This window comes from Rhizobium sp. YTUHZ045 (assembly GCF_051124255.1).
Classification (GTDB): Bacteria; Pseudomonadota; Alphaproteobacteria; order Rhizobiales; family Rhizobiaceae; genus Rhizobium.
Genome location: NZ_CP101433.1, coordinates 1,017,081 through 1,039,673 on the forward strand (window position 1 = coordinate 1,017,081; position 22,593 = coordinate 1,039,673).

General features: G+C 61.7%; 23 protein-coding genes. 12 read left to right on the top strand and 11 right to left on the bottom strand.

The features are described from left to right. Positions 1 to 70: 70 nt before the first annotated feature. The 5 genes from NMA58_RS26960 to NMA58_RS26980 all read left to right on the top strand — a co-directional run bounded on the left by NMA58_RS26960 (position 71) and on the right by NMA58_RS26980 (position 1,898). Positions 71 to 361: a hypothetical protein gene (locus NMA58_RS26960; protein ID WP_430957602.1), complete on the top strand. Its 291-nt coding sequence runs from the start codon at positions 71 to 73 to the stop codon at positions 359 to 361. A 15-nt stretch (positions 362 to 376) separates the two neighbouring features. Beyond that, positions 377 to 784, top strand: coding sequence for a hypothetical protein (locus NMA58_RS26965; RefSeq protein ID WP_434713906.1), 408 nt, complete (start codon positions 377 to 379; stop codon positions 782 to 784). 65 nt (positions 785 to 849) lie between these two features. Further along, entirely contained in the window at positions 850 to 1,098 is a 249-nt protein-coding gene (locus NMA58_RS26970) for a hypothetical protein (protein WP_434713907.1), read from the top strand. 205 nt (positions 1,099 to 1,303) lie between these two features. Further along, entirely contained in the window at positions 1,304 to 1,534 is a 231-nt protein-coding gene (locus tag NMA58_RS26975; protein ID WP_430957397.1) for a hypothetical protein, read from the top strand. Positions 1,535 to 1,634: 100 nt separating this feature from the next. Then, entirely contained in the window at positions 1,635 to 1,898 is a 264-nt protein-coding gene (locus NMA58_RS26980; RefSeq protein ID WP_434713909.1) for a hypothetical protein, read from the top strand. 30 nt (positions 1,899 to 1,928) lie between these two features. On the opposite strand, the gene NMA58_RS26985 is transcribed toward NMA58_RS26980, so the two are convergent. Further along, positions 1,929 to 2,999: a LacI family DNA-binding transcriptional regulator gene (locus NMA58_RS26985; protein WP_434713910.1), complete on the bottom strand. Its 1,071-nt coding sequence runs from the start codon at positions 2,997 to 2,999 to the stop codon at positions 1,929 to 1,931. Between the two features lie 179 nt (positions 3,000 to 3,178). Between NMA58_RS26985 and NMA58_RS26990 the strand changes: the two genes are divergently transcribed. From NMA58_RS26990 to NMA58_RS27010, 5 genes are all read left to right on the top strand, one after another. After that, positions 3,179 to 4,006 carry an ABC transporter substrate-binding protein gene (locus tag NMA58_RS26990; RefSeq protein ID WP_434713911.1) on the top strand — a complete coding sequence of 276 codons (828 nt, stop codon included), beginning with the start codon at positions 3,179 to 3,181 and terminating at the stop codon, positions 4,004 to 4,006. Positions 4,007 to 4,084: 78 nt separating this feature from the next. Beyond that, positions 4,085 to 5,623, top strand: a complete 1,539-nt coding sequence (locus NMA58_RS26995) for an amino acid ABC transporter permease/ATP-binding protein (RefSeq protein ID WP_434713912.1) — start codon at positions 4,085 to 4,087, stop codon at positions 5,621 to 5,623. 65 nt (positions 5,624 to 5,688) lie between these two features. After that, positions 5,689 to 6,825 carry an NAD(P)/FAD-dependent oxidoreductase gene (locus tag NMA58_RS27000; RefSeq protein ID WP_434713913.1) on the top strand — a complete coding sequence of 379 codons (1,137 nt, stop codon included), beginning with the start codon at positions 5,689 to 5,691 and terminating at the stop codon, positions 6,823 to 6,825. A gap of 93 nt (positions 6,826 to 6,918) precedes the next feature. Then, positions 6,919 to 7,431 carry a hypothetical protein gene (locus tag NMA58_RS27005; protein WP_434713914.1) on the top strand — a complete coding sequence of 171 codons (513 nt, stop codon included), beginning with the start codon at positions 6,919 to 6,921 and terminating at the stop codon, positions 7,429 to 7,431. A 118-nt stretch (positions 7,432 to 7,549) separates the two neighbouring features. Further along, positions 7,550 to 7,801 (top strand): hypothetical protein, encoded by a 252-nt coding sequence (locus tag NMA58_RS27010; protein ID WP_430957403.1) that lies wholly within the window; start codon positions 7,550 to 7,552, stop codon positions 7,799 to 7,801. 44 nt (positions 7,802 to 7,845) lie between these two features. Here the strand turns inward: NMA58_RS27010 and NMA58_RS27015 are convergent, their stop codons facing one another. Together NMA58_RS27015 and NMA58_RS27020 are read right to left on the bottom strand one after the other, a co-directional pair. Beyond that, on the bottom strand, positions 7,846 to 10,350 hold the full coding sequence (locus NMA58_RS27015) for a methyl-accepting chemotaxis protein (protein WP_434713915.1): 2,505 nt from the start codon (positions 10,348 to 10,350) through the stop codon (positions 7,846 to 7,848). A gap of 217 nt (positions 10,351 to 10,567) precedes the next feature. Further along, positions 10,568 to 11,296 carry an endonuclease/exonuclease/phosphatase family protein gene (locus NMA58_RS27020; protein ID WP_430957405.1) on the bottom strand — a complete coding sequence of 243 codons (729 nt, stop codon included), beginning with the start codon at positions 11,294 to 11,296 and terminating at the stop codon, positions 10,568 to 10,570. 125 nt (positions 11,297 to 11,421) lie between these two features. On the opposite strand from NMA58_RS27020, the gene NMA58_RS27025 reads away from it, so the two are divergent. Further along, a complete protein-coding gene (locus tag NMA58_RS27025) occupies positions 11,422 to 12,381 on the top strand; it encodes a lysylphosphatidylglycerol synthase domain-containing protein (protein WP_434713917.1) in 960 nt (319 codons plus the stop codon). Here the strand turns inward: NMA58_RS27025 and NMA58_RS27030 are convergent. Continuing rightward, a complete protein-coding gene (locus NMA58_RS27030; RefSeq protein ID WP_434713918.1) occupies positions 12,328 to 13,863 on the bottom strand; it encodes a phospholipase D-like domain-containing protein in 1,536 nt (511 codons plus the stop codon). The two genes, NMA58_RS27025 and NMA58_RS27030, sit on opposite strands and share 54 nt — an antisense overlap. Positions 13,864 to 13,968: 105 nt before the next feature. Here NMA58_RS27030 and NMA58_RS27035 point away from each other — a divergent pair, with 105 nt between their 5' ends. After that, a complete protein-coding gene (locus NMA58_RS27035; protein ID WP_434713919.1) occupies positions 13,969 to 15,216 on the top strand; it encodes a DUF763 domain-containing protein in 1,248 nt (415 codons plus the stop codon). A 3-nt stretch (positions 15,217 to 15,219) separates the two neighbouring features. Here the strand turns inward: NMA58_RS27035 and NMA58_RS27040 are convergent, their stop codons facing one another. The 7 genes from NMA58_RS27040 to NMA58_RS27070 all read right to left on the bottom strand — a co-directional run bounded on the left by NMA58_RS27040 (position 15,220) and on the right by NMA58_RS27070 (position 22,559). After that, entirely contained in the window at positions 15,220 to 16,137 is a 918-nt protein-coding gene (locus NMA58_RS27040) for a DMT family transporter (RefSeq protein ID WP_434713920.1), read from the bottom strand. 187 nt (positions 16,138 to 16,324) lie between these two features. After that, complete coding sequence (locus tag NMA58_RS27045; RefSeq protein ID WP_434713921.1) at positions 16,325 to 17,068, bottom strand: ABC transporter ATP-binding protein; 744 nt, start codon at positions 17,066 to 17,068, stop codon at positions 16,325 to 16,327. After that, a complete protein-coding gene (locus NMA58_RS27050; RefSeq protein WP_434713923.1) occupies positions 17,065 to 17,919 on the bottom strand; it encodes an ABC transporter ATP-binding protein in 855 nt (284 codons plus the stop codon). The genes NMA58_RS27045 and NMA58_RS27050 overlap by 4 nt, the downstream gene beginning before the upstream one ends. Next, on the bottom strand, positions 17,916 to 18,848 hold the full coding sequence (locus NMA58_RS27055; protein WP_430957412.1) for an ABC transporter permease: 933 nt from the start codon (positions 18,846 to 18,848) through the stop codon (positions 17,916 to 17,918). Before NMA58_RS27055 ends, NMA58_RS27050 begins: the two co-directional genes overlap by 4 nt. Positions 18,849 to 18,852: 4 nt before the next feature. Beyond that, positions 18,853 to 19,950 (bottom strand): ABC transporter permease, encoded by a 1,098-nt coding sequence (locus NMA58_RS27060; protein WP_434713924.1) that lies wholly within the window; start codon positions 19,948 to 19,950, stop codon positions 18,853 to 18,855. Between the two features lie 5 nt (positions 19,951 to 19,955). Continuing rightward, a complete protein-coding gene (locus NMA58_RS27065; protein WP_430957414.1) occupies positions 19,956 to 21,542 on the bottom strand; it encodes an ABC transporter substrate-binding protein in 1,587 nt (528 codons plus the stop codon). 66 nt (positions 21,543 to 21,608) lie between these two features. Next, the gene (locus NMA58_RS27070; protein ID WP_434713925.1) at positions 21,609 to 22,559 is read right to left on the bottom strand and encodes a dihydrodipicolinate synthase family protein; all 951 of its coding nucleotides are present in this window, start codon (positions 22,557 to 22,559) and stop codon (positions 21,609 to 21,611) included. Between the last annotated feature and the right edge of the window lie 34 nt (positions 22,560 to 22,593).

Below are 22,593 nucleotides of genomic sequence, written 5' to 3' on the forward strand. Positions count from 1 at the left end.
TTCCGGAACAATGTCCGCCGCGCCTTGTTATTTGTGCGACAGGCGAATGCCGAAGCAGCCGGAGGATTCGATGAGGCGGAGCATGGGACTGGCGCTGATTTTGGCCGTCGCGCTGACAGGCTGCATGACCAGCGCAGGTAATTACTCGTCGGCCGGGTTGGAGCCCATCCCAGGCAGCATCACCTATCACGGTCAGCCGCGCACCAAGTTGACCAGATCGCCGGTCGGTTCATCCTTTCCGCACACCTTCACGGATCAATGGGGGCGGCAAGTCGAGGAGATTTATATTATCCAGCCCGACCGAAGCTTGGTGATTTCCCAGCGCCATTACCGACCGGTTTTTTCGCTCGATGACGACTAGGAAGGAGACCTGATCATGCCGCGCCGCAAGAACACTGTCGGGACGACGCTTGATACCGAAGGAGCCAAAATCGGCGAGCCGGTTCCGAAAGCGATCATCGATATCAACACCGCCTCCGTCGGGGTCCCCCGCCAGGCCGAGGACGATCTGCGCACAGAATTGAGCGCTCTGCGGCAACAGGTCGATAGGCTTCAGCAGCAAGTGATCAGCGCCGGGCGGTCGGCCAAGGCCGGCGCCGAAGAGGCTGCCCGCCAGACCGGAGCTCTGGTGAAACATTATCCGCTATCATCCTTTGCCCTCATGGCTGCTGTCGCGGGTTTGTTGGCGCTTGCCTCGCGTCAGCTCTCCTCACCGCGCCATCGTGGGCCGTCGGCCTTGCGCGAACTCAGGGATTTGTACGAAAGGATGCGCGGGCGGATCTGACAAGATTTTAGGATTGCCAGCATCCCGATTCTGCCCGACTCTCTGTCGGGCAAGGAGGGAAATGCATGCTCGACGTCCTTATACGAAGCGCTCTCGATATTGTCCGGCGCGCGGAGCGCTTGATCGAAGCGGCGAGAGGGCTGCTGGACAGGCATGATCTTGATGAGGTCGAGCGATATGAACTCGGTTATGAGATCGAACGGCTGAGGGACGCCCTTCTTGCGGTGGACGAGGCCGTCCGGTCGCTCGCGCGCAGGAGCGAACGCTGGCCACAGGTCGCTCGGGTCCACGCATTGCAGACGACATTGCATTAATCGCGTGACTTTTACAGGCACTTGCCGCTTGCATAAGCTGCTGATTTCTATGCATTTTTTCAGACGAAACTGCATGTCACGCTGATGTCACGCGACCATGGGCGCAATATATGCTTGATTGGGCCGCTTAGCGCTTATGATTTCCGGGCCGGATGCACTGAACAGGGGGCGAGGGACAGAGCGCTGTTATCGTTGGGGCATCGCGATGACTTTGAACACCTCCGGGCAAATATCCGAGCCCGACGAATGCGTATTTCCGGTTCACACCCGGACGATCGCTGAGATACGCTATGATATTCTCAACCAGGTCATGACGGTCGTCTATCACGACGGCCGCTTGCGCACGACAACCGGCATACAGGGTCCGGCGATGCTTAGGATCCTCGCCCAGCGTCCGCTGGAGCGGTCCCCGTTTCTGCTGCAGACGGTCATCTGATCGAGAAATCCGGCACATCCGCCGCTAAATCGTCTTCGTCGTGCATCCATTTCGGAAGAGATGCGTTCATTCTGATAGTCAGACTATGGAGGGAACGCCGATGACCTTTCCACCGCCAAAAGCCGAGGCTCCCGCTCAGCGCTTCGAAGAAGCAAGTGCTGCTGCGCGCGACGCTTTGGAGAGGCTGATTGCAGCCGCCAACGAAGCCGGTTGGGGAACCGAGGAAATCTCGGTCGCATTCCTCGAGGCGGCGCGATTTCTGACCGAAGCAAATAAAAAAGATCCAGATCCTGCCGACGATCCCGTGATTGGCGACGTGCCGGGCAAACGGGAGCAGATCGGCCACGGCGAGCTTTTCGATTAGATGCCGCTTCATTCCTGCTTTGGAACAAGCTCACCCGCCAATCCTTGCGACCGAGTTGCGGATGACGAGGCTCGTACTGACCCGCAGTCGTTCAACGGCAAGGGGGATCTGTTCGATGCGGGCGACGAGCCGCTCGCCGGCGAGTTTGCCCATCTCGTAGACGCGCTGGTCGACGACTGTAATCGGCGGCACGGTCACGCTTGTCCAATCGGCGTCCAGGAAGGAAATCATCGAGATATCGCCGGGAATTGAGAGACCGAGTGATTGCAGCGACTTGAAGACGCGCAGCCCCACCAGGCTGTCCGATGCGAGGACCGCGGTTGGCGGCAATGGGTCCGCCAGCAGGCGTTTGATCACGGCGTCCGTCTGCGGTTGATCGGTCGCGCCAAGCCGCACATAGTGAAGGGGGTCGGGCAAGCCCGCTTCCGTCAGCACGCTCATGAAGCCTTCCACGCGTTCACGCACGGCAGAATTCGATATCCGGCTGATATCGGTCACTCCGCCGTCCTCGGCGTCCATGGCTGAGACGTAAGCGAGACGTCGATGTCCTGCGTCGACCATAAACCGGGCAGCGGCGATGGCGGCCTCGCGATCATCGCCGGTCACCGCGTCGACATCGAGCTCCGCGATGCTCCGGTCGAAGAGGACCAGCGGCATACCGGCGCGGCCGACGTGTCGGAGATGGTCGAAGCTGTCACAGCGCGCGGGCGTCACGATCAGGCCGTCGACACGCTTGCCGATCAGGAGGTCGACGGCTGATTTCTCCGATTCGAGCTTCTCGCCCGAATTGGAGATGATCACATCGAAGCCGGCGAGCCGAGCCGCATCGCTGATGCCGCGCACCGCCAGACTGAAGAAGGCGTTTTCGATATCGCCGACGACGATCCCGATGATGCCGGACCGGCCGGTGCTCATGCTGCGCGCAAGTTCGTTCGGCCGGTATTCGAGAGCGGCTGCCGCCGCCATGACCTGATCCTTGATCTTGCCGCTGACGACGCCGTAGCCGCCGAGCACGCGGGCGGCCGTCGCTTTCGACACCTTTGCCGCCTTGGCGACGTCGGCGACCGTGACTGAACGTTTTGGAGCAGCGGAATCTTCCATGCCGCAGCACTACAAGAGTTGTTGACGGCCGGTCAATTGACAGTTATCAAATCGTTGTGAGACCGGTCTCTTTTTGTTGGAGACCGGTATCTGTGCAGATCGTGTTGCCGCAGAAGGGCGGCAAGGCGGCTGAATGAATAATGCCGACAAGAGCATTCCTTCTGGAGCGGAGAACGAACATGAAGCTTTTTGAATCACTTCCGGCAGTCATTGCGCCTCTGCAAGCCGGCCTCGCGGCTTGCTTTCTGGCGATGGGAGTCGGGTTGGCAACGGCGGCCGACAATCCCTATAATCTGATCGAGCCCGGCGTCATCAGCGTCGGCACGATGGGCGATGCCAAGCCCTACACATTTGCGACCGCGGATGGCCAGTTCACCGGTTTCGACATCGAACTGTTTCTCAACGTCGTGTCCCGGCTCGGCTTCGCGAAAGACAAGGTCACGTTCACCGGCCAGGAATTCTCGGCGCTCCTGCCATCGGTGGCAAACGAGCGGTTCGACGTTGCCGTCGCCGCGATCGGAACCACCGAAGCCCGCAAGAAGACCGTGGACTTCTCCGACGGCTATCTCGCCGGTTATCTCTCCGTGCTGACGTCGGACTCCGCCATCAAGGACGCGACCGGGCTGAAGGGCAAGCGGCTCGGCGTCGTGCAGGGAACCCTACAGGAAGTCTACGCCGCCAAGAATTTTGGCGAAACCGATCTCGTGAAATTTCCCGACAACAATTCCGCCGTCGCCGCTCTCAACAACGGCACGATCGATGCGCATTTCCTCGACTACGAGGCGGCCAAACAATATGGTGAGCGCTATCCTGCGCTGAAAGTCGCCGTCAACATCCCGTCCTTTGATGCGCCGGCGGGCTTTGTGATCAGAAAGGGCAACGATACCTTCCGCACGGCACTGAACGGCGCCCTTCACGAGGCAATGCAGGACGGCACCTGGAAGACCCTCTATGAGAAGTGGTTCCCCGGCTCGCCGATGCCGGACCAATATCTCCCCAAAAAGTGAGGCCGCGAGCCGTCCGTTAAAAACGGACGGCTGACCTCGATGGCGGCACGCCCGGCAAGGGCTTCGATGGGGATTTTTATGAATTGGCTTGAGAATCTGCGCCGCAGCTTCCTCGACTGGGAGGCGATGGCGGACGTGCTGCCGAGCATGATCAATGTCGGCCTGAAGAATACTTTGATCCTGGCCGCGTCTTCGACCGTGCTCGGCGTCATCATCGGCATGGTTCTTGCCGTCATGGGCATCTCGCAGTCTCGGTGGCTGCGGCTGCCGGCGCGCATCTACACCGATATCTTCCGCGGACTGCCGGCCATCGTCACGATCCTGATCATCGGCCAGGGCTTTGCCCGGATTGGACGCGATATCTTCGGTCCGTCGCCGTTCCCGCTGGGAATTCTTGCGCTCAGCCTGATCGCCGGCGCTTATATCGGCGAAATCTTTCGCTCGGGCATCCAAAGCGTCGAGCGTGGGCAGATGGAGGCCTGCCGGGCGCTCAGCATGAGCTACGGGCAAGGCATGCGCCTGATCGTCATACCGCAGGGCATCAGGCGCGTACTGCCGGCGCTGGTCAACCAGTTCATCGGCAACGTCAAGGATTCGAGCCTCGTTTATTTCCTCGGATTGCTCGCCTCCGAGCGGGAGATTTTCCGCGTTGGGCAAGACCAGGCGGTGGTGACCGGCAATCTGTCGCCGCTGCTGCTGGCAGGCGTTTTCTACCTCGTGATCACCGTGCCGCTCACCCATTTCGTCAATTATATCGATGCGAGGCTGCGATTGGGTAAGCAGGGGCGCGGTCCCAGTCCTGCGAGCGGATTGGTCGAGGTGAGCGAGCTTGCGGCGGCAGCCGGTCCCCACTCCATCGTCGACGCCTCGAGCTGCGATCACCGGCATTTCAGGGGCGGGACCCTGCAAATCCGGGATTTGAGCATGTCCTACGGCGAGCTCGAGGTACTCAAGGGTGTCGATCTTGATATCCCCGCCGGAACCGTCACTTGCATCATCGGCCCTTCCGGCTCAGGAAAATCAACGCTGCTGCGTTGCATGAACAGGCTTGTCGAGCCGAAGGGTGGCGACATACGGCTCGACGGCGAAAGCATCCTGACCATAAGGCCGGAAAAGCTTCGTCGCCGGGTCGGCATGGTGTTCCAGCACTTCAACCTGTTTCCCGATCATACCGCTCTCGAAAACGTCATGCTTGCGCTGACGAAGATCAAAAAGATGCCGAGGCACCAGGCGCGACGCGTCGCCGAGGCGCGCCTGGCTGATGTCGGTCTGGCCGCGCGCGGGGATCACCGGCCGGCGGGCCTTTCCGGCGGGCAGCAGCAGCGCGTCGCGATCGCTCGGGCGCTGGCCATGGATCCGGAGGTCATCCTGTTCGACGAGGTGACGAGCGCGCTAGATCCCGAATTGGTGAAGGGCGTGCTCGACCTGATGGCGACGCTCGGCCGTCAGGGCATGACCATGGCCGTGGTGACGCATGAGATGGGATTTGCCCGCCGCGTGGCCGACCAGGTGGTCTTCATGGACGAGGGCCGTATCATCGAAGCCGGCTCGCCGCAGCAGATTTTCGACAATCCGCAAAGCGAGCGGCTGAAGCGCTTCCTTGCGGAAGTTCTCTGAGGCGCCAGGCCGGCAACGCGCGCAATTCGGTTCGATCAAACAAGAGCAGGAATAGGGTACCCGACATGAATGCTTACACTAAACCTTCGAAGGTCGTTGTCATCGGCGGCGGGATTTTCGGCGTCTCGACTGCGCTCCATTTGGCTCGACTCGGGGTTGATACACTGCTTGTCAATGACGGCGCGCTTGCCAATGGTGCCTCCGGCCGCTCTCTCGCTTGGCTGAACTCGGCGCGAAAACGCTCCGATGCCTATCACCGGCTGCGTCTGGCAGGCATTGACCGCTATCGCACGCTGGCTGCTCGATACCCCGATGCCTCATGGCTGCGCTTTGACGGCGGGCTGACCTGGGATGCGGACGACGCCAGCAATGAGATCGCCGAAATCTTCGACCATGAACGTGACCTCGGCTATCACGCTCAATGGCTCACCCCGGAGAAGATCGCTGCGGTGACGCCCGGCGTCGACCCGAGCGCTGTGACGCCGCAAGGCGCAATCTTCAACCCGGGGGAGGGGTGGGTCGATCTTCCATCTCTGATCGGCAGGCTTGCGGAAGAATTCCGTGCGCTTGGCGGCGAGATCATCACGGATGCCGGACGCGCGGCGGTCGATGTCAGCAACGGGCGCGCCCACGGCGTAATCACGGCGGACGGCGCGCGTTACGACGCCGACGCCGTGCTACTTGCTGCAGGCAGCAAGGTTCCGGCAATTGTTGCTGAGGCTGGCCAGCAGATCGAGGATGCGACACCCATCGCCCTTCTTGTCAGGACAAAGCCGATCAGCCACCCGCTGAAGGCCGTGCTCAACACCCCGCGCATCGCCATTCGACCGATGCCCAATGGCGGCTTCGCACTCGATTCCGCCTGGTCGGAGGAAGAGGTGAGCGCCAACCCCGACGGCAGCTACAATGTCAGGCAATCCACGCTGCAGGGACTGCTGCGAGAAGCGTCGAGAGTCCTCGAAGGCAATCCGGTCCTTGAGATCGAAGATTATGGGGTCGGTCCGAAACCGATTCCGGGTGATGGCGAGCCGGTTTTCGGCGAGCTGTTATCGATTCCGGGTTATTTCGTCGCCTTCAGCCATAGCGGCGCCACCCTTGGCCTGATCGCCGGCGAACTGCTGGCGGACGAGATCGCCATGGGCCGCCGCCATCCGCTGCTTTCCGACTTCCGCCCTGAGCGCTTCAGCGCGGCGTCCCGGTGACAGCCACGATGCGGATGGTCGCCAGCCTGACGTCGGACGGATCAATTTGAGCCATCGAACGTTCTGCCGAAAGGAACCAACGGGAGACGCATCATGATCAAGGATGAGGCCGCCGCCTTCGGCGCCGAAAATGATCGCGGCGATGCCGCCGCTTCAATGCCGAATGGAGAAGAATCGACCATCAATCCGGATCTCGTTCGGCGTGAGGGGTTCGCGAGCGAGGCCGAATACCGCGCCTACTTTGCCACATTGGGCGGAGATGCGTCCGCACCGCCCGAAAATCACGTGGCAGAACCGGTGCCGACTTCCGGGGAGCACATCCTGGAAAGCCGACTGCAGGAATTGAAGTGGGAACTGGAAATTCTGCGGGCTCGCCTTCATGGAATCAGACGCCAGGCCGCGACCGTCGTAACCGAAAACGTCAGGTGGGCTGATTCCAGCGCCCATGCCCAGCTCGGCGACCAACCGTGGCTGAAGCTCGCCGGCGCGATGGCGGGTGCCTTCGTCATCACAAGGGGGCTGAGACGGCTGCCTTGGGGAAGCGTGGTGACAACGGCGTTACCTTTGGCCGTCGCTGCGATGAATCGAAAGCTCGCCCGGCGGTGATGGCCGCAGGCACCGATGGGTTTGGGTGAGATCGCGCGTCGGTTTCTTCACCATGGAAGGGACGCCATCATCTCGCCGAAGTGTTCGTGACATCCTAGCGCTTTAAACGGAGGCGAACATGGCTGGACATGACGATCGCTACGTCGAGATTACGACGCGTCTTCGCTCGGTACAGTCGTTCTGCGATTTCCTCTCGCAGGGCGGAACTGTCCGCGTCGCCGTATCGGAGGGCGAACCGTACAAGGATGTTACTGCCACGTTGCTGGAGCGGAACCGCCGGGAGGCGGAAGCACTCGCCCGCACGCGCAGGCACCTCTACCCGGAACTCGCCGATGAAGAGGTGGCGCCGCCGCTCTACAGCCGTCACTGACGCCCGCACACATTTGAGCATCACAACGAAGGCGGAGCATCGCTCTAAGCAGCGGCAACGCGGCCTGCGCCGGTTTCATCCAGCTGGAACTGGTCGATCAGTTGCAGGAGCGTTCTGGTCTCATCGGCAAGTTCCTTCGTCGCTGCGCTGGTTTCCTCGACCATGGCGGCATTCTGCTGCGTCATCTGATCCATCCTGTTGACGGAGGAGTTGATCTCGTGCAGCGCGTTGTACTGCTCCCGGCTCGAGCGGGCGATGACATCCATCTGCTCGGATGCGGTGACCACTTTTGCGGAAATGCTTTCGAGGACTTCACTCGTTTCGCGAACGACCCGCGCCCCATTGGTAATCTCCGCTCGCGAACGCCCGATGAGTTGCTTTATCCTTTGGCCGGCCTCCGCGGAGCGCTGGGCGAGATCGCGGACTTCCTGGGCCACGACCGCAAAACCTTTGCCGGCTTCGCCGGCGCGGGCGGCTTCGATGCCGGCGTTGAGCGCGAGCAGGTTCGTCTGGAAGGCGATATCATCGATAACGCCTATGATCTGCACGATCTCGTCTGAAGCCGCTTCGATCTTGCTCATCGCGTCGATGGCGCTCGCAACCACCTCGGATGAAGAATCGGCCGTCTTCTTGGTATTGGTGATAATCTCACGGGCATCGTCGGCGCAGGCCGCCGACGAACGAACCGTTGTGGTGATCTCCTCGATGGCGGCGGCGATCTCTTCGAGCGCGACGGCCTGCTGTTCCGTGCGTTTCGCGAGGTTGCTGGCGGACAGATCCATCTGACCGGCATTGCCCTCGATCATCCGCGTGTTGGTGCGTATCTGGTCGATCGTTTCCTGCAGACGAAGCAGTGACGAATTGAAATCGTTGCGAAGCTGCTCCAGCCGGCCGAAGAAAGGCGTTGCGATCGTCTGGGAGATGTTGCCACGTGCCAGGCGCCCGAGCCCCTCGGCCAGTGCCGTCACCGCAAAATCGATCTGCTGCTCGACCGCGCGTTTCTCCTCGTCATTGCGGTGCCTTTCTTCCTCGGCCCTCGTCCGTTCGATCTCGCTGCGTTCCTCGATCTCGACCTTGGCGATCGCATTGTTCTTGAAAACACCAAGCGCACGGGCCATGTCGCCGATTTCATCGGCGCGGCTTTCGCCGACGATCGACGTTTCCAGCCTGCCGTCCGCCAGTCGCCGCATTGCCGAGGTAATTTGGTTGATCGGCCCCTTCAGTGTCACAGTCAGGCCGATGCCGGCGAGAATTGCGATCACTACGCCGAGGACCGTAGTGCCGAGCGACATGGAGTTGGCGTTGTTGCGTTCGTCGGCCGCGTTCTGCCTCTGCATTTCGGCGAAAGCCGTCAGCTGGGACCACATCCGATCCACGTCGGCGGCGGCGGCACGGAATTCGTCCTGGCGCTGCGCGCTGATGCGGACGAGGTCGGCAGCGGATTTCTGCATCTTGTCCAGCGCCGGCAGAAGCTTCGGTTTGAGATTGTCGAATTGTGCGACACCGCCAGCATTGGAAATCATCATGTCCAGACCTTTTCTGACGGTGGTGATCTCCTGCGAAAGCCGCTGGAGATTGGCATCCGTCGGGGCCAGCGTCAGCTTCGCCAGGACGATCTGGATCACGTAAGCCGAGGTCGTCAGCTTCTGACCGTCTCTCTGACTGGTCTTGGCGCGCTCGACCGTTTTGGCTGTCTCGGCCGCCTTGTCGGTCACGGCCTTGATCCGTCGTGTGGCGACCACCTGCAATTCGGGCAGCCTGGCGACGATCTGACTGGTATTATCCCTGAGGCCGGCTGCACGTTCCTCGGTCTGGCCGGAGGTTTCGACGAGCGGCTTCAGGGAAGCGACGGCGTCGTCGATCGCCTTTTTGGCATCCGGCGCTTCGCCGCCAAGAGCCATTCCCACGATGCGCTGCTGCCGGGCGAGCTCCTCCATATCCGGGCCGGCAATCGTGCCTGCTGCCTGGGCCTTGTCGTGCAGCGATTGGGCGAAGGACGCGAAGTCCGAAATACGCTGTGCGTCGGCCAGGGTGTTGCGGGATTCATCTTCCTGAAGGTCGGCGGTACGCTGGAGAGCCTTGGTCCCTTCGACAATATCTGTCTGAGACGATACGACGACGCTCTGGGCTTTCTGAAGATCGGAGAGCAGTGCTGCCCTGCTCTCCTGAAGCTGCCACAGCAAATCCATGCGGGCTGCAATTCCGTCAATGGAAGAGAGTACCTGCTCCAGTTCCTGCTGGCCACTGCGATCTGCGCTGAGCCGCTCGATACCGGATTTCAGAAGGCTGCGCTGGTCGGCAAGCCTGGCGTTGACGGCCTCCCGGTTCTCCTGCGTGGCATCGGCGAGGAACTCGGCCATTGTCGCCGACAGATTGCGAAAGCCGCTCAAGGACTGCAGGACGGAGTTGGAAATATCCATGCGCCCCTGAAGCAGACTCGATGCATAAAAGCCCGTCGTGCCTACGGCCATGATGCTCAAGACGAACGGAATGATGAACAGCATCACCTGCGTCTGGATGCGAACCCGCGATAACAGCCTTCCCAACATCAAACCCCTCCACCTCTGCAGGAAACAGCCGATCTCGAGTGAAGGTCCCGATCCGCTCGAATCGACTCTATCCGTCTCCTTCCCGACACATATCGTATCAGCGGAATGAATATTTCATAACGCACAACTAGTGAAATATTCGTTTCAATGTCGCTGTAGGCAACGTTGAATGTCGTTTTCTGCCGGAGACTTCGTGCCGCTCGGCGCTGGCGAATGATCAGACGAAGCTGATTTCTGCAAGAAGAGGGAGGTGGTCGGAGGCGACCCTCGTCAGCCGGGTCTGGAGCACTGTTGCCCGTTGGACGACAAGGTCTTCAGTGACGAAGATGTGGTCGAGACGCATCAGCGGATAGCGGGAGGGGAAGGTCGCTCTCGGCGCCTCGCTGCCTGCGAGCTGGGCGTCGGTCAATGAACGCGTAGCAAGCCGGTAAGTCGCCGATGACGGAATGGCGTTGAAATCGCCGCAGAGGACGCTCGGGACAGGTTCGTGCGACGGGCCGCGCAGCCAGCCGGAATTCAAGAGCGTCGTCATCTGCCGAATGCGCTCGCGCCCTCGAAGGCCGAGATGAGTATTGACCACGAGCAACTTCCTGCCGCCGACCAATATTTCGACAGATAACGCGCCCCTCGCTTCGCCGATGGACGGCAGCGGGCCGGCCTTGACCGCGCCGGTTGGCAATGCAGTGATGATTGCATCGCCATATTGCTCCTCGGCAATCGAGAGCGCCGGGTGAAAATGAGCCTGCATCTTCAGAAGGGAGGCGATTGCATGGGCCTGGTCGACGCCGCCGGTCCTGCGCCTGAGGACGTCGACCTCCTGCAGAGCGACAATATCGGCTTCAGCCTCGGCGATGACCGAAGCGATCCGCCCGGGGTCGAGCTTCCGGTCGTTGCCGATGCAGCTATGCACATTATAAGTCAGGAGCTTGATCGATTTATCCGGCATAGGTCCGCTGAAACTGATCTCCCCTCGAGAGACGGGACTCGTTCTCCCCGAGGGGAACACAGAACTCTTTTGATCGTTCCAGATGATCGAGCCGCGGAGGCTCGCACTTCGGAAACGGACAATCGATGAATCTGAAAAGCGTAATCTGGAATGGACTGCTCGTTGCCGCCCTTTGTATTGCGGGCTTTCTTCTTTATCGGATCTTCCGCCAGTATAGCCTGGAGCAGATCGTTCAATCGGTCCGCAGCATACCTTTTGCGACCTTCGGCGCCGCATTGCTCTTCGCGGCGGCATCCTATCTATGCCTCAGCTGTTTCGATTTGCTGGCGATCCGTTCTCTCGGCAAATCTCTGCCTTACCGGAGGATCCTGCTCGCCTCCTTCATCAGCCTTTCGCTCGGCCACAATATCGGCTTTGCAGGTCTGAGTAGCGGCGCCTTCCGCTATCGTTACTATTCCCGCTGGGGACTGACTACGGAGGACGTCGCAAAGATCATCCTGTTCTGCGGTGTTACAGTGGGGCTCGGCCTCATCACGCTCGGCGGCCTTGCGCTGATCGTCAATCCAGCTGACGCGGCACGTCTGCTGCGTCTCGATGCGGAAAGCACCCAGGCCCTCGGGCTGCTGGCTCTGATCGTGCCGGCCGCCTACGCTGGGCTGGCGTTCTTCATCCGCGGCAAGCTGCGGCTGTGGCGATGGTCGTTTCAACTGCCGCGCTTCCCGATCGCGGTGGCGCAGGTAGGCGTCGGGACGATCAATTTCATGCTGGTGTCCGCCTGTCTGCACCAGATGCTCTCGACCTTCGGCGATGTTGCCTTCTTCCGGTCCGTCACCGCTTACGTGCTCGCCAATTCGGCGATCCTGGCAACCCATATCCCGGGCGGCCTCGGCGTGCTGGAGGCGACCGTCTCCTACGCCGTGCCGCAACAGGCCTCGATCGGTGCGCTGATCGCTTTCCGTTGCGCTTACTTCTTCATCCCGCTGGCGCTAGGCACCACACTCCTCGTCACCAGCGAATTCATCTTCCGACGATCACGCAGTGCGAGCGAAAAGGCGGACGAGCGCGCCGAGGCCCAGTCGGTGTAAGAGCAGAAAGGGCCGGGTCGGGTCGAAGATCGCCGTGCCTGCGATCGGCGAGACTTTGCCAGACAGTTCGACGGCAAATTCCCTGAGGCCGCGAGCCCCTTGGTTGAGTGCGTCGATCGCCTCGATCATCGAGCCCCTTTGTGCATAGGCCGCGGCAAGGGCCCCGGGAGCCACTCCGAGATATTCCGCCAGCAGGCGATTGCGCAGTTCCGTCATCGCGCGGCGATGCTCGGCGGTTTCAGCTTCGAACAGCAGATCGCATTCCGAATCCAGGCCTTCCGAGCGATTGTTGAGATTGGACGATCCGATACGAAGGAGCTCGTCGTCGGCGATCATCAGTTTGGAATGGATGAGCACTTCAACCTCGCTGCCTGCTTGCACTGACTGCCCAGGGACTTGCGGCCCGGCCACTTGCGGTCCAGGCACGACGGGGTAGTAGACCCGCAGGCGGTTGGCGCGATCGGCGCGTTTGAGGCGGCGGATGACACGGTCGCGATTGCCGCCCATGACGAGCTTTTCGATCAGTCCGTGAGAGCTGCGCGTGCAGATGACGACCACCTCCGGCCCGTCCCTTTCCTGTAATCGTGCGGCGATGGCGTCGGCAACCCGGAAGGAGGCGAGATATTGCGCCTCGATGTAGAGCTGGCGCCGGGCTCGGGCGATGATCTCCAAGGTCGAGGCGATGCCGTCGCTGATGCCGCTACGCCAGGTGGTCGCCGGCTCTGTCAGGGCGAAACCCACAGGGACGTCCCGCAGCGAAACGGAAAGGGTATCCGGCCAGGCGAACGGCATGCTGTCGGCGAGCGCCAGGTGCTTTTCGCCGGTGGCTTCCTCCCAGCGCCGCCTGGCGATATCGCCGATCAGCCGGGCGGCGTCACCCGTGACCATTGCCTGCACGTCGTGGAGCGGGTCGTAAGGGGCGCCCTCGGGATCGAGCCGCAGCCTGTCCCTGGCGCGATGGCGCCTGGTGTCCCATCGTCGTGCCGTCAAGTCTATGCCGCCGATGAAGGCAACCTTGTCGTCGATGCAGACGAGCTTCTGGTGATGACAGCCGCGCAGCGCCCCTTGAAGAGCAAAACGCAAATCGATTCTGGCATTTCTGGGGAAATTCTTCTTTCGAAGCAGATCTATCGATTTGTCCGAATAGATCGGCCCGAGCGCCCAGATAAGTATGCGAATTTCGAGCTCGGGATTTTCCGCTGCCAGCGCATGCAGCAGGTCGGCCAAGGTGTCTTCAGACTTTTCGGGTTCCATTCGAATGTTTGGATGAAAATCCCATCCAACGATCCACACATTGCGGCGGGCCTGCCGCAGCGCCTGCGAGACTTCGGCGAAATATGTGTTGCCATTGATCAGAAAGGCGGCTTTGTCCGCACGTCCCTGGAGCCGCAATGCCGTAGATCCCTCTTTTTCGCCGCTCGGATGTTGCGCTTTTGTTCGGGTCAGGTACGGTTGATCGGACATGGTTTGAAATGCGGTCATGTTTGCCTCTGCGATTTGACTGAAAGCAAACGCCTGAAATTTCGCGCGGTTCCGACCAGGACGCTGCTGCCGGGGAGGATGGGCATAGAAGATGTAGGAAAAGAAATGTCACGACGAGCAGGCAGTGCCGACCTTCCCCTTCACGGGGGACGCGTGCCGCATTGGCTTGGCGACCGGATGACGCGACTGGGAACGCTGATCACAGAAGCGATCGTTCATCATTATGGCCGCGATGAATTCCTGCGTCGGCTCGCCCACCCTTTCTGGTTTCAGTCCTTCGGCGCAGTCATGGGCATGGATTGGCATTCCTCCGGCATTACGACAAGCGTTCTCGGTGCATTGAAGCGCGGGCTGAAGCCGCGCGCCGTCGAGCTCGGCCTGCATGTTTGCGGCGGCCGAGGCACGCATTCGCGCAAGACCCCTCAGGAGCTGGTGTCGATCGGCCAGCGCGTCGGCCTTGACGGGGAGGGCCTTGCGACGACGAGCCGCCTCATCGCGAAGGTCGACAGCGCCGCGCTTCAGGACGGCTTCGACCTTTATCTTCACGGCTTCATCGTCGCCGATGACGGCCATTGGGTGGTGGTGCAGCAGGGCATGAACGGTGACCGGCGTCAGGCCCGACGTTATCACTGGCTGTCGGAAGGGCTCGAAAGTTTCGTCGACTCGCCGCATGCGGCAATTGAAGGCAGAAGTCAGGGCGAAATCGTCAATCTCGCCGACAAACGCGCAGAGCACTCGCGGCGCGGCCAACTGGATCTGCTGGCAACCCTCGGCCCCGACAGGATTATCCGTGAGGCGGCCGCGCTGATGCGTGTGGAGGAGCCGGCGCCCGAACCCGCTGCACAGCCGATGCTGCCGCATCTCATCATGCCCGCTCATCACGACGTGCGCGAGAGCGATGTCCACATGCGCCGCCTGCATGGAAATCTGGCGGCAGCGGCCGACCGCGGGCCGGTGGATTTTCAGGAGTTGCTCCTTGTTCCAGGCGTCGGCGCCCGGACGGTGAAGGCGCTGGCGATGGTGGCGGAAGTGGTACACGGCGCGCCCTGCCGTTTTTCCGACCCGGCGCGCTTCTCGATCGCCCACGGCGGCAAGGATCGCCATCCCTTCCCGGTGCCGCTCAAGGTCTATGACGAAACGATCGGCGTGATGAAATCGGCGGTGCTGAAGGGCAGGCTCGGGCGTGAAGAGGAGCTGCAGGCGCTGAAGCGCCTGGACGATCAGTCCCGGCAGATGGAACGCTATGTTACGGGTCCCGATCTTAAGGAGATCATCGCCGGCGAATTCCGCCAATCCGCCGATTTCGGAGGCCGCAGCGTCTTCGGCTGGGAGCCGCCGCCCGGGGAGGATTGAACCTCAATGACCGTCAGACGGCACGGCTTCGACCGGAATCGTTTCCTTCAAATTCTTCCGGTGGAAGATGAAGAGACCGGCAAAGACGATGATTGCGGCGCCGATGATGATCTGCGCATCGGGAATGTCATTGAAGAAGATGTAGCCCAGTACGATCGCCCATAGCAGCAGCGTATATTGCAGCGGCGCAAGCAGCGATGCCGGTGCGAGCTTCAGCGAGCGGGTGATGAGCAGATGCGCGCAAGTGGCGACGATACCGAGCAGCAGCATGCCTGACCAGTCGATGGGTGTAGCCGGCTGCCAGTGGCCGATGCTGAGTACGATGCCGATGGCAAGCGCCGCAACCGTCTGCCATGTCACAAGCGTGGTGTCGCTGGTCGAGCGGAGATAGCGGCTCATCACCAGGGAGAGTGCAAAGGAAAGGCTGCCAGCAAGGCCGAAGAGCGACGGAAGCGACAGCATCGCCGTCGAAGGGCGCAGCGCGATAACGACGCCGGCGAAGCCGACAAGAACGGCAAGCCAACGGCGCCAGCCGATCTTTTCCCCGAGAAAGAAATGCGAGAGCGCCGCAATGTAGATCGGCCCGGCCATGTAGAAGGTCATGACGTCGGCGAGCGGCAGATAGGCGACGGCGGCGTAGAACAGCGCAACATCGCCGGTCGCCATGGCGACCCGCATGAACTGCAAGCCTTTCTGCTCGACGCGGAAGAGCGCCATCGGCCCCTGCCGCAGGATCATCGGCCCGAGCACGATGAAGGCGCCGACCGAGCGGATCACCAGCACCTGGCCGACGGCAAAGCTGGTCATCAACCACTTGCCCATCGCATCGTTCAGCGCGAACAGCAGATCGCCGAGCAGCATCAATACGACGCCAGTCATGATCAGGTTTCCGGCATTGGCGACGGCCGTATTGGTCTTCATTCCTCGAATCCTCGCAAAAATGGCCGCGCATGCGCGGCCAGGTGCGGCTTCAGCCTTAAAGCGGCCGATGTCAAGTGTTCACTTGTGTACAGACGCCACAAGCGTGCGCTTGGTGGGAGCGGCCGGCCGGCGAATACAGTCGTTGAAGACTGCGACCTGCTTTCTGTCAGCGGTAAATGGAGGAATTCTACGCTCTGCCATACATTCGGCTCGCCCGCAGCAAGCGTTGCGAATAGGGATGTTCGACCGCGCCTTTTCGCAAGGCCTCGATACCGACCTGTTCGACGATCTCACCCGCTTCCATGATGGCGACGCGGCTGCACATGTGGGAGACGACGGCGAGATCGTGGCTGACGAGGAGATAGGTGAGGCCGCGCTCTTCGCGCAGGTCCTGAAGCAGATTGAGGATTTCCGCCTGGACCGAGACATCGAGCGCCGAAGTCGGTTCGTCGAGAAGCAGGACGTCGGGGTTCAGCATCAGAGCCCGGGCGATCGCCACGCGCTGCCGCTGCCCGCCGGAGAGCTGATGCGGAAAGCGGTAGCTCAGCGCCGGGTCGAGGCCGACAGATCTGAGTACGGCGTTCACATCGACGGAATTCCTGTCCAGACCCTGGTTGCGCAACGGCTCCTGCAGCTGCGACCGGATGGTCTTGCGCGGATGGAGCGATCCGTACGGATCTTGAAACACCATCTGCACCCGGCGGAAGAAGGGCCGGGTGCGCTGCCTGTCCAGCGTTTGGCCGTTGAGCGCGATCTGCCCATCATAATTGGCGTTGAGGCCGGAGAGCGCCCGAAGGACCGTGGATTTGCCGCAGCCGGATTCGCCGACCAGGCCAAAGGCCGTGCCGCTCTCGACGGCGAGATTGACGTCTCTGACCACAGGCCTTTGCCCGTGTCCGAAGCGGATGGTGAGATTGTCGATCCTGATCATCGCGGCGGCTCCACTGCGAGTTCGTCAAGCCAGGCGGGATCGCGCTTCAGGATCGGCAGCCGGGCCGGCGGATCCTCGATCTTCGGCAGCGATGCCAGCAGTCCTTGCGTATAAGGATGCTTCGCCTTGTCGAGATCGCGGGCATCGAGCACTTCCACGACGCGGCCGGCATACATGACAAGGACGCGATCGCAGAAATTGCGAATGAGGTTGAGATCGTGGCTGATGAAGATCAGGCCGAGATTGCGGCGTAAGACCAGCTCGTCGAGCAGGGCCAGGATTTCGAGCCGCACCGTCACGTCGAGCGCCGAGGTCGGCTCATCGGCGATCAGCACTTCGGGTTCGGCGATCAGCATCATAGCGATCATCACGCGCTGGCCCATCCCGCCGGATATCTCGTGCGGATAGAGGCGGGCGACGCGCTCGGGATCGCGGATCTGGACCGCTTCGAGCATTTCGAGCGCCTGGTCATAAGCTTTCGCAGTGCGCTCCTTGGGATGATGGAGGCTATAGGTCTCGGCGATCTGTTCGCCGACCCGCATGACCGGGTTGAGCGAATATTTCGGGTCCTGCAGGATGAGCCCGATTCGCCGTCCCCGGATCGTCATCATCGTTTTCTCGTCCGCCTTCAGCAGATCGACATCGCCAAAGCGCATTCGATCGGCGCTGACCTGTGCCGTCGGCGGCAAGAGCTTCATGATGGCTCGCCCGACGGTCGATTTGCCCGATCCGGATTCGCCGACGATTCCGAGTTTTTCCTGTCCGAGCGTGAAGCTCACGCCGCGCACCGCGCGCATATGGCCGCCGCCATAGGCGATTTCGAGGTTTTGGATGTCGATCAGCCCGGTCATTCCGCCCCCCTGGGATCGAGGACGTCACGAAGTGCGTCGCCAACGAGATTGAAAGCAAGGCTGACGAGCGCAATGGCGATGCCGGGCGCTGCGATCACCCAGGGACTGTCAAGCATGAACTCACGCCCGCTTGCGGCCATCGAGCCCCATTCCGGCCATGGCGGCTGTGCGCCGAGGCCGAGAAAGCCGAGGCCGGCGGCGGTGATGATGATGCCGGCCATGTTGAGCGTGACGCGGACGATCACCGAGGGAATGCACATCGGCAGGATGTGGCGAGTGATGATTGCGAGCGAGGTCGCCCCCTGCAAGCGTACGGCGGCGATGTAATCCGCCTTGCGCAGGCTGAGCGTTTCGGCGCGCGCCAGCCGCGCGATCGGCGGCCAGGCGGTCAGCGAAATCGCGATGATCGCATTTGTGATGCCGGGGCCGAGGGCGGCGGCAAAACCGAGCGCCAGCACGAGGCCGGGGAAGGAAAGGAAGATATCGGTAATGCGCATAAGGATTTCATCGACGATGCCGCCGAAATAGCCCGAGAATGTGCCGATCAGCAGACCGAGCGGGGCGACGATGATCGTCACCAGCATGATGATATAGAGCGTCGTGCGCGCGCCGTAGATGACACGGGCAAAGACGTCGCGGCCGAAATTATCGGTCCCGAGCCAATGTTCTGCCGAAGGCGGCGCAAGCCGTGCGGCCATATCCTGGACGATCGGATCGTAGCTCGTCAGTAACGGGGCAGCGGTCGCCGCTACGATCAGCAGCACGATGACGATGAGGCCTGCCAGCCCCAGCGGATGCAGGCTGAATTTCTGCCAGCCCTGATGGATCTGCTGCGCCGACGACTGAAACCACCCCTGAGGCTCCGGTGCCCGCAGCCAGTTGCGAAGGCCGGCATGGGTGCTGTCTGCGTCTTCGGTGGAGATCGTCATGGCGTCACCGTGTTCTCGGATCAAGGATGCGATAGAGCACGTCGGACAGGATGTTGATCGTCAGGAAGACGGCGCCGATCGTCAGCACCGAACCCATCACGACGTTCATGTCGTTCATCTGCAGCCCGCGGGTGAGGTACTGGCCGAGCCCCGGCCAGCCGAAAACCGTCTCGATCAGCACTGCGCCTTCGAGCAGGCCGCCGAAGGTCAGCGCCAGGATCGTCAGGAGCTGCACGCGGATGTTCCTGAAGGCATGGCGCCAGATGACCTTGCGGGTGCCGAGCCCCTTCGCCCGGGCGGTGATGATGTATTCCTGGCTGAGCTGCTCCAGCATGAAGCTTCGCGACATGCGGCTGATATAGGCGACGGAGTAGTAGCCGAGGATCGTCGCCGGCAGGATGATGTGGCCGAGCGCGTTGTGAAACACGTCCCATTGGCCCTGGATCGCCGCGTCGATCAGCAGGAAGCCGGTCATGGGCGTGACGAGGCCTTCGTAGAAGACGTCGACCCGGCCGGATGCGCCGACGAGCTTCAGCTTCGCATAGAAGACGAAAAGCGCCATCAGGCCGGTCCAGAAGATCGGGATGGAATGGCCGGCAAGGGCAACGATGCGGGCGATGTGGTCGATCACGGTTCCGCGCCTGACGGCGGCGGTGATGCCGAGCGGGATGCCGACGATCGCCCCGATGATCATGGCGATGATGGCTAGCTCGATGGTCGCGGGAAAGATCGTCATCAGGTCGGTCAGGATCGGCTGGCCTGTCGTCGCAGACATGCCGAGGTCGCCTGTGGCGATCTTGCCGACATAGGAGAGGAACTGCATCCAGATCGGCTGCCCGAGCCCCAGCTCGTTATAGACGCGGTCGTAAACCTCCTTGCTGACCTCCGCCCCGGTGATTGCGAGCACCGGGTCGGCGGGCAGCAGGCGGCCCATCGAGAAGGTCAGGAAGAGCAGGCCGAGCAGCGTCGTGACGACCGCCACCGCACGTCCCGCCAGCCGCCGCAGCAGGCTCAGCAGGGGGTGCGGGGTCGCCTCGGCGAACCCGCTTCCCGCCGGCTGGCGGCTTGCCTCCTGCTTCGAAGTCAGATCGGCGCTCGCCACGCGCTCTACTCCTTGGTCACGTCATGCCAGCGCGTCGACCATGTCGTGTGCCCGTGATAGCCCTTGACGTTGGCGCGCATGACATAGGGGTCGGTTCGCTGGAAGAAAATGACCAGCGGGGAAGCCATGCCGGCATAGATGCCGTCCATCTTCTTGAAGATGTCAGTGCGTTTGCCCGTGTCGCGCTCTTTCATCGACTGATCGATGAGCGTGTTGAGCTCGTCCACCTTCATGCCGGTCCGCCAGAGATAATAGCTGCCGAGACGTGCCTCGTCGCTGTTGTCGGGGTTAAAGGCATATTGCGTGGCGACGGCGAAGGGATCGGGCAAGCGGGCGCCGGAATTGCCGAGCAGCACTTCGAATTTGCGCTCGCGGAAGGCGGGCGTGAATTCCCCAGGCACGAGATCGAGCTCGAAGCCGGCCGCCCGTGCGCTCGCCTGCAGCGCTTCTGCGAAAGGCAAGGTTGGTGCCCCCGACGGATTGAGCACTTTCTTCAGGCCATTGGGATATCCGGCCTCCGCCAGCAACTGCTTGGCCTTAGCGGGATCGTAATCGTAGCGGACATCAGCCTCTTCGGGAGCGCCGATCATCCCGCGCGGGATCATGGACTGCCAGGGAAAGCCGGTATAGCGCATGATATTGCCGGAGATCGCCTTCCAGTCGAAAGCGTGCTGGAAGGCCTCGCGAACCTTCGGCTTCTGCAGATCGGGATCTTTCTGGTTGAGGGCGATATAATAGAAGCCGAGACCCGGAACGTTCTCGATGATCATATCCTTGTTGGTGGAGAGCGCATCGAGATCGCCGCTTGCCACATACTGGCCGACATCGACGTCGCCGGCTTCAAGCTGAAGCCTGAGATTGCCGGATTCCGGAATATGGCGGGCGATGACGCGCGCCATGGCGGGCTTGCCGCCCCAGTATTTCGGCTGCGCATTGAAGATCGCCACGTCGTTCGGTCGCCACTGCGCCAGGCTGAACGGGCCGCTGCCGGCGGAATTGGCCGAGAGCCAGGCGCCGCCGAAATCGCCGTTCGCGTCATGCGACAGCACCGTCTTCTTGTCAACGATGCCGATCGAGGCGCCTGCCAGCGAATAGAGCACAAGGTCGGTATTGACCGCCTGCGGCAGCTCGATCTCCAGCGTGTGTTCGTCCTTGGCGCGGACGAGCTTTTCGACGTTATCGGCAGTGAAGCCCCAGAGCGCGACGTCGGTGGAGCCGACCTGACCCATCTTGATGACGCGCTGGATCGACCAGGCCGCATCCTCGGCGGTGACCTTGTTGCCGCTCTGGAAGACCGCGTCGTCGCGCAGGGTTAACGTGATGACCTTACCGTCGGGCGAGACGACCCATTTCGTCGCAAGCATCGGCTTCAGCGTCTTGAGGTCATCAGGCGACAGCTGCACGAGATTGTCGTAGAGGTTCGAGATCAGCTCGGATACCGTGCGGGCATTGTTCTGAGCCGGATCGAGCGTGCGGATACCTGTCAGATTCGTGCCGATGACAAGCATGTTGGGCGGCGATGCCGCCAGGCTAGGCTGCGCCGCCATCAGGGCGCCTGTCATCGCGATCGTCGTCAGTAGCTGTTTCAGCATCTCAAGACCTCCCAATCCTGTGGCGCGGCCATCCCGCGCCTGTTGCTTGTGGAAATTCGTGCCGGCTCAGCCGGCTGCCTTTATGGACTCCTTGTCCGCTTGGACCTCAATGTCGCCGCCAGCCTGCCAGCCTTGCAGCAACCGATGCAATTCCTCGGTGTCATGCTGATCGAGCCGCGGCAATCCCGGCACGCGCACCGGGCCAACCTCAATGCCGAAATAGGTGACGGCCTCCTTCACGACGGTCACGTTCGCGCCGTTGCGGAATTTGGTGCGCATCCGCTCGAAGGGTTCGAGCCTGTTGACGATTGCTCTGGCCGCAACGAAATCGCCCTTCTCAAGCGCGTCATGGACGGCAAGCGAAAGCTTCGGCGCGACGTTGACAAGGCCCGAGGTGAAGCCGCGCGCGCCGGCTGCGGTGAATGTCGGCGCCCAGCTCTCGGCCAGGCCGCAGACGAACAGCGCGCCGTTGGGATCGGCCGCGGGGATCGCCCTCGATAGCAGCATCAGATCGGTCGTGGCGAACTTGATGCCGGCGATATTGCCGTGATTGGCGAGGCGGACGATCTCGGCGACGCTGAAACCTTCGGCCCTGACATAGGCGACGAGCGGAAGGGCGGACGCATCGGCGAGGTTGCAGAAATAATCGATCTGGGCCGATGGTGCGGCGAAAGGATCGACGGGCTGATGCGACATGACGGCGGATGCGCCGATCGCGGCCGCATCCCTGGCCATGCCGATCGCCTCGCGCAAGGAGCGGCCGATCGCCGCCGTCACCGGCGCGCGGCCGTCGACACCTGCAACTGCCGCCTCTTGGACGGTGCGGATCTCCTGCGGCGTCATGGCATAAAATTCCCCGGTATTGCCGGCCGCGACGATGTTGTGAATGCCGGCCACGGCCACCCGCTCATAGACCTTCGCGGTAATCCGGGGCTCGACTTCGCCCCCGGCGTCATAAGCCGTGACGGGAACGCCCGACACGCCCTTAAGCGCCTTGCGCATGCTCGCGATGCTCATTTTTCTCCCCCGTTCGCTTTCTTCCAGTTGATCG